Origin of the sequence: Streptomyces dioscori (assembly GCF_003024195.1) — a bacterium.
Lineage (GTDB): Bacteria > Actinomycetota > Actinomycetes > Streptomycetales > Streptomycetaceae > Streptomyces > Streptomyces dioscori.
Genome location: NZ_KZ679041.1, coordinates 627,395 through 638,623, shown reverse-complemented (window position 1 = coordinate 638,623; position 11,229 = coordinate 627,395). Strand labels below are relative to the sequence as shown.

At 72.8% G+C, this 11,229-nt stretch carries 10 protein-coding genes and 1 pseudogene; 2 read left to right on the top strand and 9 right to left on the bottom strand.

Features of this window, described 5'->3' with window-relative positions:
• Window positions 1–65 precede the first annotated feature (65 nt).
• The 4 genes from C6Y14_RS13895 to ribA all read right to left on the bottom strand — a co-directional run bounded on the left by C6Y14_RS13895 (window position 66) and on the right by ribA (window position 4,275).
• Window positions 66–1,262, bottom strand: a complete 1,197-nt coding sequence (locus tag C6Y14_RS13895; RefSeq protein ID WP_107016906.1) for a saccharopine dehydrogenase family protein — start codon at window positions 1,260–1,262, stop codon at window positions 66–68.
• Window positions 1,255–2,346: a saccharopine dehydrogenase gene (locus C6Y14_RS13890; protein ID WP_107016905.1), complete on the bottom strand. Its 1,092-nt coding sequence runs from the start codon at window positions 2,344–2,346 to the stop codon at window positions 1,255–1,257. Before C6Y14_RS13890 ends, C6Y14_RS13895 begins: the two co-directional genes overlap by 8 nt.
• On the bottom strand, window positions 2,343–3,497 hold the full coding sequence (locus tag C6Y14_RS13885) for an NAD(P)/FAD-dependent oxidoreductase (protein ID WP_107016904.1): 1,155 nt from the start codon (window positions 3,495–3,497) through the stop codon (window positions 2,343–2,345). The genes C6Y14_RS13890 and C6Y14_RS13885 overlap by 4 nt, the downstream gene beginning before the upstream one ends.
• Window positions 3,498–3,606: 109 nt before the next feature.
• Complete coding sequence (gene ribA / locus C6Y14_RS13880) at window positions 3,607–4,275, bottom strand: GTP cyclohydrolase II (protein ID WP_107016903.1); 669 nt, start codon at window positions 4,273–4,275, stop codon at window positions 3,607–3,609.
• Between the two features lie 39 nt (window positions 4,276–4,314).
• Here ribA and C6Y14_RS13875 point away from each other — a divergent pair, with 39 nt between their 5' ends.
• Complete coding sequence (locus C6Y14_RS13875) at window positions 4,315–5,133, top strand: creatininase family protein (RefSeq protein ID WP_107016902.1); 819 nt, start codon at window positions 4,315–4,317, stop codon at window positions 5,131–5,133.
• 176 nt (window positions 5,134–5,309) lie between these two features.
• Here C6Y14_RS13875 and C6Y14_RS44975 read toward each other — a convergent pair.
• The 5 genes and pseudogenes from C6Y14_RS44975 to C6Y14_RS13850 form a co-directional block, all read right to left on the bottom strand.
• Window positions 5,310–6,305 (bottom strand): annotated as a pseudogene (locus C6Y14_RS44975) (lysylphosphatidylglycerol synthase transmembrane domain-containing protein); the annotation flags it as partial.
• Window positions 6,305–7,252, bottom strand: a complete 948-nt coding sequence (locus tag C6Y14_RS13865) for a class I SAM-dependent methyltransferase (protein ID WP_107016978.1) — start codon at window positions 7,250–7,252, stop codon at window positions 6,305–6,307. The gene C6Y14_RS13865 and the pseudogene C6Y14_RS44975, both read right to left, overlap by 1 nt.
• Before the next feature lie 41 nt (window positions 7,253–7,293).
• The gene (locus C6Y14_RS13860; RefSeq protein ID WP_107016977.1) at window positions 7,294–8,394 is read right to left on the bottom strand and encodes a glycosyltransferase family 4 protein; all 1,101 of its coding nucleotides are present in this window, start codon (window positions 8,392–8,394) and stop codon (window positions 7,294–7,296) included.
• A gap of 23 nt (window positions 8,395–8,417) precedes the next feature.
• Entirely contained in the window at window positions 8,418–8,816 is a 399-nt protein-coding gene (locus C6Y14_RS13855; RefSeq protein ID WP_107016900.1) for a 6-pyruvoyl trahydropterin synthase family protein, read from the bottom strand.
• 246 nt (window positions 8,817–9,062) lie between these two features.
• Window positions 9,063–10,055: a zinc-dependent alcohol dehydrogenase gene (locus tag C6Y14_RS13850; protein WP_107016899.1), complete on the bottom strand. Its 993-nt coding sequence runs from the start codon at window positions 10,053–10,055 to the stop codon at window positions 9,063–9,065.
• Window positions 10,056–10,199: 144 nt separating this feature from the next.
• On the opposite strand from C6Y14_RS13850, the gene C6Y14_RS13845 reads away from it, so the two are divergent.
• On the top strand, window positions 10,200–10,982 hold the full coding sequence (locus C6Y14_RS13845) for a CDP-alcohol phosphatidyltransferase family protein (RefSeq protein WP_107016898.1): 783 nt from the start codon (window positions 10,200–10,202) through the stop codon (window positions 10,980–10,982).
• The last annotated feature ends 247 nt before the right edge of the window (window positions 10,983–11,229 follow it).

Here is an 11,229-nt window from a genome sequence, read left to right as displayed (position 1 = left end):
CCGACGCGAGCCGGTCCGAGGCCGCCTGACCCACCCCCAGGGGGCGGCACCCGCCGCCCCCGCCCTCAGTCGCCCAGCCGGAGCGTGAAGTCGATGCCCTCGCCCGCCAGTTGCGCGAGCCACTCCTCCGCGCGCTCCGGGGTCTCGGCCGCGCGGCTCAGGCCCGGTGGCAGGGCGCCCCGCAGGATCGCACGTACGCCGGTCGCGAGCATCCCCGAAACGCTTCGCGCCATCGCGCTCTCCTGCGCGTCACCCTCCAGGTCCAGGAGGTAGCGGCCGGACCAGGAGCGTCCTGAGCCGTCCCGTACGTCCAGCGTCACCGCGAGGACCACCCGGTCGCGGTCGGCGTCCGTGGTCGGGTAGCGGGCGGCCAGGTCGCGGGCCAGGTCGGCGATCGACCCGGAGTCCGTGTCGGCGGAGAGTCGCGCGAAGACCGGCCGCCACGCCTCGAACCAGCCGGCGAGGCGCAACGTGCCGCGGACGAACGCCTGCGGTTTCCAGGCCGGCGGCAGCCCGTACTGCCCGACGAACGGGACGCTGTCGCGGTTCGGGTAGACCTCGAAGGACTCCCCGTCCACCTCATGGGTCCGGGTGGCCTCCCAGGGGCGCGGGGCCGTCGTCTCGGCGCCGGACTCGATGTAACGGGCGGGCGAGCGCAGGGCGTTGAGGACGCCCGCCGGGGCCCAGCTGAAGCGGTATCTGAAGTCGTTCGGGACGGCGGGGACGCCTCCGCAGTACGAGGTGAGGCTCACCTCGGCCGCGGTGTCCGCGCCGATCTCCGCGCGGGCGCGGGCGATGAGGCCGTGCGCGAAGAGGTGGTCGATGCCGGGGTCGAGTCCCGCCTCGGTGAGGACGACGAGCCCGGCGGCCGTGGCCGCCGGGACCTGGTCCAGTACCGCGTCGGAGACATAGCTGGAGCAGGCGAAGTGCGCGCGGCCCGCCACGCAGGCGGCGAGCAGCCCCGCGTGCTCGGGGGCGGGCAGCATGGAGACCACCACGTCCCCGGGGGCCAGTTCGGCGGCGAGGGCCGTCAGGGTGTACGCGCGGGGTTCGGCGCGACCGGTGAGGCCGAGCGCCGTCAGGGCCTGTTCGGCCCGTTCCCCGGTGCGGTGCCACAGCCGTACGCGGTCGGCCGCCTCGCACAGCGCGGCGAGCCCGCTGCCGGTGGACAGGCCCGCGCCGATCCAGTGGACGGTCCCGGAGGACGGCACGAGGGCGGGCCCGGGTACGGGTACGGGGCCGGGTGCGGCTGTCTCAGGCATCGCCCAACCCTTCGTCCCGTGCGCCGAGTTCGCGGCAGGCCTCGGTGAACCGGTCCAGGCAGCGGCCCCACTCCCCGCCCACCCCGAACTCCAGGAGCAGGGGAGTCAGCGCCGCCGAGAAGTCCGTACTCGCTTCCTCGGGCAACAGGGACGGCAGGTTGTCGATGGCTATGAGATCGAGGGCGGGGCGTGCGTGGAGACGCCGCACGGGGTCCGCCCAGTCGGTGACCGTGTCGTAGACCGGCAGGACGTTGTACGGGGAGCCGACGTCACAGGTCACGTCGCACACCGTGCGCAGGCGGCGGTCCGGTTCGGCCAGGTCCTTGTCGGTGAGGAACGGGGTGGAGGGGCCGGTGGTGAGCACCGTGTTCACCATCAACTCGTGGGCCAGCAGGGCCGGTCGGTCCAGGGCGCGGGTCTCGGGAAGGTCCCAGCAGGTGGGTTCGAGGCCTGCTTCGGCGAGCGCCGCCCGCGCCCCGCGTCCGGAGCGGCCCAGCGCCCCTATCACCAGCGAGGCGAACCGTTCGTCGCCGGGGGCCGGATGGAGTGCGTCGTCGAGTTCCTTCTTCGACAGGGGCCTCAGTGGGGCCGTCAGCCTGCCCCGGTGGTGCAGGACCGCGAGGGCGGCGCCCAGATAGCCCGCCCAGTAGCCGAACGCGGTGAGCCTGCGCCCGTCCTCGTCCACCAGGTACTCCAGGTCGAACAGGGTTCCACCGCCCGCGGCGAAGCGGCGCAGCAGTGCCCGGGCGCCCGGCTGCGCCTTGTACGCGTGCCCGAAGAAGATGTGCCGGTGCCGCAACATAGCTGCCTCGCCGGGGGACTCCCCCGGCCCGTCGGGCGCGTCCGGCAGTTCCTTGAGGCCGACGACCACCGTGTCCGCCGGCGCCCCGGTCCAGGAGCCCGCCGGGACGACCTGGCAGCCGGCCGCCTCGTACGCCTCGGCGGGGAAGACCCGCTGCGGGGACTCCTCGACGGTGAGTGTCACGCCGGCCCCGACGAGCCGCCGGGCGTCGGACGGCACGACCGGGGTGCGCCGCTCGGTCGTGCGTATCTCGTGGCGCAGCCACAGGTGCAGCTCGGTCATACGAGGTTGACCTCCGGTCTCGGGGCGTCGGCGGCGAACCGTTCGGCGCGCAGCGGGGCGATGTCGACGAACGGATCCTGCCCCAGGTACAGATCGCGGACCACCTCTCCGACGGCGGGTCCCTGGAGGAAGCCGTGCCCGGAGAACCCGGTCGCGTACAGGAAGCGGGAGACGTGGGCGGCCTCGCCGATCAGGGCGTTGTGGTCCGGGGTGATCTCGTACAGGCCCGCCCAGCCGCCCGTCCTGCGTACGTCGAGCAGGGTGGGGGCGCGGCGCTCCATGGCCTCGTAGAGGCGGGGGATCCAGCGGTCGTGCGTGTCGGTGGCGAAGCCGGGTTCCTCGTCGGGGTCGGACATGCCGACGAGGAGGCCGGGGCCCTCCGTGTGGAAGTACAGGCTGCTGGTGAAGTCGATGGTCATGGGGAGGTCCGGCGGGAGGCCCGGGATCGGTTCGGTGACGGCTATCTGGCGGCGCAGCGGCTGAACCGGCAGGTCCACGGCGGCCATCGCGCCGACGGCCCGGGACCAGGCGCCGGCCGCGCAGACGACGGTGGACGTGGCGATCCGGCCCCGGCGGGTCACGACGGCCGTGATGTCGTCGCCGCGTCTGTCGATGCCGGTGACCTCGCAGTGCCGGACGATCGTCGCGCCGTGGCGGCGGGCGGCGGCCGCGTAGCCGTGCACCACGGCCTCGGGTGTGCAGTGGCCGTCGTCCGGCGAGAACGCGGCGGCCAGCAGTCCGTCGGTGGTGATGAGCGGTGCGAGGCGGCGGGCCTCGGCCGGGTCGGTCATACGGCTGGGCACACCGAGAGCGTTCTGCAGCCGGACCCCCGCCTCGAACGCCTCGACCTCCCCGGGCGTCGACAGCAGGAAGAGATAGCCGACGCGCTGCAGTCCGATGTCGTGGCCCGTCTCCTCCTCGAAGCGGGCGAACGCCTCCAGACTGCGGGCGCCGAGCTGGATGTTGAGCTCGTCGGAGAACTGCGCGCGGACCCCTCCCGCGGCGCGGGCGGTGGACCCGGAGGCCAGTTCGTCGCGCTCGACGAGCACCACGTCGGGCACACCGGCCCGCGCGAGGTGACAGGCGATGCTCGTCCCCATCACCCCGCCGCCGATGACGACGACTTCCGCGCGCGCCGGCACGGCGGTCATGGGTGGACCGTTCCGAGGTCTGAGGTCATCCCCCATCCCTTCCCAAGTCCGCGCCGGTGTCACCACATCCGGCGCGGCGGGCGGACGGTCCGCGGGGGCGGCCGGTGGGTCAGACCCGGTGGCCGACCACCGCGTCCAGGTGCGGCAGGTCGTGGTCCAGGCGCTCGCGCTTGGTGCGCAGGTAGGTGATGTTGTCGTCGCAGGGCGGGATCAGCAGGGGCACCTGCGCGTCGACCCGGATGCCGTTGCGGACCAACGCCTCCCGCTTGCGCGGGTTGTTCGACATCAGCCGCACCGAGCGGACGCCGAGGTCGTGCAGGATGTCCGCGCCCACGCCGTAGTCACGGGCGTCCACGGGCAGGCCGAGCGCGAGGTTCGCCTCCACCGTGTCGAGGCCCTCCGACTGGAGTTTCATCGCCTGGAGCTTGGCCAGCAGACCGATACCGCGGCCCTCGTGACCCCGGAGGTAGATCAGGACACCGCGGCCCTCCGCGGCGATCTCCCGCAGCGCGGTGGTGAGTTGCGGGCCGCATTCGCAGTGCCGGGACCCGAACGCGTCACCGGTCAGGCACTCGGAGTGCAGCCGGGTGAGTATTCCCTCACCCCGGGCGCCCCGTATGTCGCCGTACACCAGGGCCACTTGTTCGTCTCCGCGAGTACGGTCCAGGTAGCCGACGGCCTCGAAATCGCCGTGCACAGTGGGCAGCGGAGAACTCACGACCCGCTCGACGCCTGCGGACTGGGATTTCCCGGCGAGTACGCCATCTATTTCTGTCATGATTCTGGTTCCTAAGCAGAGACGAAAGGTCGCGAGAACATGGTCAATTCGGGCGGTTCGGAAATACGGCGCACGGCGTCAGGGCCCTTGCCGACGGACACCACGGAGGATGTGCGCACGCGAGGCGCCGGTGTCGCCCGGCAGGTCGCCGTGCTCCCCGTCGGCAGCTTCGAGCAGCACGGCCGGTATCTTCCGCTGTCGACCGACACGCTCGTGGCGTGTGCGATCGCCCGGGAGGTCGCTGCCGCATTCCCCGTTCATCTCCTTCCTCCGGTGACGATCTCCTGCTCCCACGAACACGCGGCCTGGCCGGGAACGGTGAGCATTTCCTCCGTGACACTCCATGCGATGGTGCGGGACATAGCCGATTCGCTGCGTCGGTCGGGCGTGGACACACTCGTACTGATCAATGGTCATGGCGGCAATTACGTGTTGGGCAATGTCGTTCAGGAATCCTCCGCCGTCGGTGGTCGAATGGCTCTGTTCCCGGCGGTCGAGGACTGGGAAACGGCGCGGGAGGCGGCCGGGGTGGAAACCTCGCTGCTCACGGATATGCATGCGGGGGAAATCGAGACCTCCATTCTGCTGCACACCGATCCCGAATACCTCAGGCCTGGTTACGAGACCTCCGACTTCGTCGCCGACGACCGTCGGCATCTGCTCTCCCTCGGTATGTCGGCCTATACCAAGTCCGGTGTCATCGGGCGTCCTTCGAGGGCGTCCGCCGAGAAGGGGAAGGAACTTCTCGCTTCGCTCGCCGACTCCTTCGGAGCGTACTTCTCGCTACTGACATCCGACTCCGACGTACCGCTGGTGCCGCTCGCACCGCAGGTACCGCCGGCCGTCGATCCGCGCTGAGCGTCGCCTTCCGACCGCGGCCGCGCGTCCGGGGCCGCGCCGGGCGCCGCCTCGCCGCTGTCCCGCGGGCCGCGCAGTCCCACGTACCAGCGCCCCACCAGGACGGCGATGCCGGGCAGGCTCGCGGCGAAGCTGAGGACGCCGTAGACGACGGCGACGGTCAGGCCCTGGGTGGCGCCCAGGCCCGCGGCGCCGAACGCCCAGGCGGTGACGCCCTCCCGGGGGCCCCAGCCGCCGACGTTCAGCGGCAGTCCCATGGCGATCAGGGCCAGCAGTGCCAGGGGCACCAGCTCGGCGGCGGGCGCGTCCGATCCGGCGGCCCGGGCCGCGAGCAGGAACATCAGGACGTGTCCCGCGAGGACCACGACGGACGAGAGCACCACGCCCGGCCAGCTCCCGCGGGCCAGCAGCGCCCCGCGGGCCTCGGTGAGCGCGCCCCGCACGGCCCGGTAGCGGCGGGAGGTGCGCGGCGCCCGGCCCCTGCCGCGGACGGCGCCCACGGTGACGACCCCGCACACCGAGACGACGGCCAGCAGCGCGACGAGGTGCCGGGTCTCCGACAGGACCGGCGAGGGCTGGGTGAGCAGGACGGCCATGCCGACCGCGGCCAGGACGGCCTGTCCCGCGACGCGTTCGAGGACGACCGCGCGCACTCCGCGCCCGACGTCCCCGGCGCTCTGCCCGTGCCGCACCGCCCGGTGCACGTCCCCGAGGACACCGCCGGGCAGTGCCGCGTTGAGGAACAGCGCGCGGTAGTAGTCGGCGACGGCCGCGCCCAGCGGCAGTTCGAGGCGCATGCCCCGGGCCACCACGCACCAGCGCCAGGCGCTGAACACGGTGGTGAGCAGGCCGATGCCGAGGGCCGCGAGGAGGGTGACCCCGTCGATGCGGCGCAGGCCGTCCAGGAAGACTCCGGTGCCCAGCCGCCAGGTCAGCACCGTGAGGATGACGACGCCGGCGATCGTGCCGAAGTGGGTGCGCAGGAACCGGACGCCGGAGCGGGCGCCGCCCGTCCGGCCGCCGCGCGGATCCTCGGCGGGTGCGCCGGAGTCCGCGTCGGCGTGGGTCCGCCGCGTCGCCCGGTCCGGGTCGCCGGCGCGGACCGCCGCCGACAGCTCTTCGTCCAGGGCGGCCAGTGACCGCTCCTCGTGCGCCACGGTTCCCGCGCCCATCACACGCCCCCGGCCGGCCGGGCCAGCGCGAGCAGATCGCTGTGGTGGACCACCACGGTCAGTTCCCCCGCCTCGCAGGCCGCGAGCCGCTCACGCAGATACGTCTCTGCGCGGGCCGCCAGTTCGGGTCGCTGCTCGACGGCCGCGCCGACCCAGCCGCGCAGCCACTCCGCCGTCAGCGCGGACTCGTCCCGGCCGAGGTGCCAGGCGCTGGGGTGCACCCGTACCGTCGCGCCGTGCCCGGAGAAGGCGTCGCAGGCCGCGCTGACCGCGTCGGGGCCGAGGAGGCTCCCGCGCCGCTGGTGGTCGTTGAACGCGTCGGCGATCTCGGTGTCCAGCGGGTCGGCCGGGGTGAGTTCGACCCGGCCCGCCACCGAGAGGGTGAGGAGGGCGGGGCAGCCGGCTCCGGCGCAGGCCGCGGCCAGGGCCTCGATCTCCTCGGCGTCGAGGACGTCGAGGAGTGCGGAGGCCGTCACCAGCGAGGCGCCGGCCAGGGCGTCGGCGGTCAGCCGGCCGACGTCGCCGCGCTGGGTCTCCACCGTCACCCGGCTGCCGTCGGCGGCCGAACGGGGCGAGCCGACGGCCGCGAAGTGCAGCAGATACGGGTCCCGGTCGTGCAGCACCCAGTGCTGGGGGCCGTCGAGCCGGGGCGCGAGCCAGCGTCCCATGGAGCCGGTGCCGCAGCCGAGGTCGTGGATGACGAACCCGCCCGCCCGTCCCGGCAGGTTCGCGAGCCGGATCCGCAGCGGATCGAGCAGCTCGGACGCGCGGGCCGCGGCGTCGACGCCCTCCCGCAGCTGCAGCCACTCGGGCGCGTAGCGGGTGGTGTCGTCGGTGGCCTCACCGCGGGTGCGGTCGCCCAGCCGAATCGTTCCTGTGTCCCGTACGCGCTCCCCCGCCCCCGGGCCCTCCGCCGACGCCGTGCCCGTACCGACGTCCGAACCCATGCTCGTACTGGTACTGGTACTTGTACTCGTGCTGATGCCGCTCATGCCGCCCCCCTCCTTGCCTCGCTCTTCAGTCGCCCCATGACACCCGACAGACTCCGGGCCGTCGCGGCCCAGCCTCCGAGCGATGCCCGGCGGGCCCGCGCGGCGGCCTTGAGGCGCCGGCGGACGTCGGCCTCGCCGAACCAGCCGCGCAGTTCCGCGGCGAGCGCCGCGGGGTTCTCCGGCGGGACGAGCAGACCGGGCACCCCGCCGTCGGGCGCGCGCCCGACCGCTTCGGGAAGACCGCCGACGTCCGTGGCCAGTACGGGGATTCCGCGGGCCAGCGCCTCGGTGACGGCCATGCCGTACGTCTCGGCGTACGAGGTGAGGACCATCAGGTCGGCGGAGGCGTAGCTGGCGTCGAGTGCGGCACCGGACCTGGGTCCGGCGAGCTCCAGCCGGTCGCCGAGTCCGTGCTCCTCGATCAGGGCCCGCAGTCCGGCCACGTACTCGGGGTCGTGGTCGAGGCCGCCGACGAGGGCGCACGTCCAGGGCAGGTCGGTGACGGTGGCGAGGGCCTCGATGAGCCGGTGCTGGCCCTTGCGCGGGGTGACCGAGGCGACGCACAGCAGCCGTGAGACGCCGTCGGTACCGGCGGCGAGGGGCGCGATGTCGGCGCCGGGGGTGGCGACATGGACACGGTCGGGCGCAAGTCCGTGGTGGGCGACGAGCCTGCGGGCCGCCCACTCGCTGGTGGCCACGACGGCCGGTACGGCACGCAGGGTGTGGCGCTCCCGGGCGTCCAGGTCGGCGGCCACCTCGGGCGTGAGCCCGGTCTCGTCGCCGAGCGGCAGATGCACGAGGACGACAAGACGCAGCCGTTCGGCCTCCGGGACGATGATCTCGGGGACCGCGCAGGCCACGATCCCGTCGAGCAGGACGACCGTGCCGTCGGCCAGCTCCGCGAGGGTGCGGGCCAGTTCGTCGCGGGCCGGGGCCGCGGGCCGGGGCCAGCTGCCGTCGATGGCGTGCTTGTGCACCTGCCAGCCGAAGCCGGGCAGATCGAGGCTGACGCGGGCGTCGTAGACGTTGCCGCCGCTCGGCATGGTCGTGTCGTTGACTCCGCCGGGCATCACGAAGTGCATGGCGCGCAGGGACATGGGGATGATGTCGGCGTATGAGCTCACAGGGCACGCTCGTAACTCGCCCAGGCGATGTGCGACTCGTGCAGGGTGACCGTGATGCCGGCCAGTCCGCGGGCTCCTTCGCCCAGTGCTCCCTTTTCCACTCGCTCGGCGAGGCGGTCGGCGACGACCTTCGCCAGGAACTCGGTGGAGGTGTTGGTGTCGGCGAACACCGGCTCGTCGTCGAGGTTCCGGTAGTTCATCTCGGCCACCACCTCCCCGAGTTCCCTGGTGGCCAGTCCGATGTCGACGACGATGTTGTCGTCGTCCAGCTCGGCGCGGCGGAACGTGGCGTCCACGAGGAACGTCGCTCCGTGCAGTCGCTGCGCGGGTCCGAAGACCTCTCCGCGGAAGCTGTGGGCGATCATCAGGTGATCGCGGACGGTGATGCTGAACAACGGACGACCCTCCAGGTGCGGTGCGTCTGACCCCTCTGCCGGGGCGTGCCGTGTAGTACGGCCGGTCCGTTCTCCGTGTTCAGAGGGTTCGGGTCGGAGTTTCGGACACGTTCACCGGGACAGGGGCGTCAGTGGGGCGCATGGTGCGAACTTGATTACCGGCGTTGGATTTTGGCTACTCGGTGTGCGGACGTGACCGCTTGCGAGCGGAGTTGCTGCGAACTGATGGGTGGTCCCGGTCCGGGCCTACGTCGTCCTCGGGTCAGCGTCGTAGCGCACGAGATGACACATCGCGGTCGTCTCGCCCGTACTGAGCCCCGCCATCGCCTCGGGCAGGTCCTCGAAGGCGCACTCACCCGTGATCAGGGTGTCGAACGCGGGATCGGCGAGGAGTTCGAGGGAGAGGGCGAGCCGGTCGGCGTAGGTGCGGCGGGCGCTCCTGGCGGGTGAGACGGAGCCGACCTGGCTGCTGCGGATGGTGAGACGCCGGGAGTGGAACGCCTCGCCGAGCGGCAGGGTGACCTTGCGGTCGCCGTACCAGCTCAGTTCGAGGACCGTGCCCTCCGGGGCGAGGAGTTCGAGCGCGCGGGAGAGCCCGGCCTCGGTGGCACTCGCGTGCACGACCAGGTCACGGTCCCCGGCGGCGTCCTGCGGAAGCGCGAACTCGATGCCCAGTGCGCTCGCGATCTCCGCGCGTGCCGGGTTGGCGTCGACCAACTGGACGCGGGCGGCGGGATACCGGGCCAGCAGTGCGGCGACGCTCGCGCCGACCATGCCCGCGCCGACCACGGAGATCCGGTCGCCGATCAGGGGGGCCGCGTCCCAGAGGGCGTTGACGGCGGTCTCCACGGTGCCGGCCAGCACGGCGCGTGAGGCGGGCACGTTCTCGGGCACGGGGGTGACCGCGCTCGCGGGGACGACGTACCGGCTCTGGTGCGGATAGAGACAGAAGACGGTCCGTCCGAGAAGGTCGGCGGGCCCCGCCTCCACAGTGCCCACATTCAGGTAGCCGTACTTGACGGGCCCGGGGAAGTCGCCCTCCTGGAAGGGCGCGCGCATGGCGGCGTACTGGCTCTCCGGGACCCCGCCGCGGAAGACGAGCGTCTCCGTGCCGCGGCTCACCCCGGAGAAGAGTGCGCGCACCACGACCTCGCCCTCGGCGGGTTCCGGCAGGCGGGTGTCCCGGAGTTCGCCACGGCCGGGAGAGGTGAGCCAGAAGGCGCGGGCGGAGCGGTCCATTCGGCATCCTCCTGAGTAGTTCATGTGAATCGGCTGAGCGAACGGGCTGAACGATCGGGCGACGAGCCACGTACCGACCTTTGCGAAGTCGCGCACAAGGTACGCGGCGATGATCGACTCTGTCACCTGGCCGGAGGATGTGCGGTGGCCCTGAACAACACGTACGACGCGAGGCTCTTGCAGCAGGAGACGGCCGTGGGAGCGGGCGTGCAACTGCTGTTGCTGACCGTGCTCGGCACGGCGATCGGCCTGGGCCCCGCGGGCTGGCTCACCGGGCTGGCGTTCGGACTCGCGACCTGGGCGGTGCTCTCCCGCGCCCTGCACCGCACACGGCCCCGCTCCTTCGGAGCCGCCAACCGTGTGACGCTCGGCCGGGCGACCCTGGTCGGCGGGGTGACCGCCCTGGTCGCCGACTCCTTCCAGAGCCCGCCGCCGGTCACGGTCCTGGTGGCGCTCACCGCGACGGCCCTGATCCTCGACGCGGTCGACGGCAAGGTCGCCCGTCGCACCGGTTCCTCCACGGCGCTGGGGGCGCGCTTCGACATGGAGGTCGACGCGTTCCTCATCCTGGTGCTCAGCGTGTACGTCTCCACGACGGTCGGGGCGTGGGCCCTGCTGATCGGCGGCATGCGGTACGCGTTCGTGGCGGCCGCGCGGTTCCTGCCCTGGCTGAACAACGCGCTTCCGCCGAGCACCGCGCGCAAGACGGTGGCGGCGCTGCAGGGTGTGCTGCTGCTCCTCGCGGGCGCGGGCATCCTCCCGTACGCCCTGACGTTCGGCGTCGTCGCCCTCGCCCTCGCCCTGCTGACCTGGTCGTTCGGCCGGGACATCGGCTGGCTGTGGCACACGCGGGGCCCTGCCGGGCGCGAGGTGGCTCTGCCCGACCTGGACCTCGTCCGAGAGACGGCGACGGCCGGAGCCCCGTAAGGGGCGCGAGGAACTGCGCGGCCAGCCACATGCGACCCGCAGCCGACGTCGTACGTCCACTGCGGGCCGGTGAGGGCTGAGCGCGCAGTTCCCCGCGCCCCTTAGGTGGGAATCCCCAAGCCACCTCGTCCAGCTCAGCAAGCCCCGCAAGGGGCGCGGGGAACTGCGCGGCCGACCCCCACCGGGCCGCAGACAACGTACGACGTCGGCCGCGGGCCGGTGGGGGCTGGGCGCGCCGTTCCTCGCG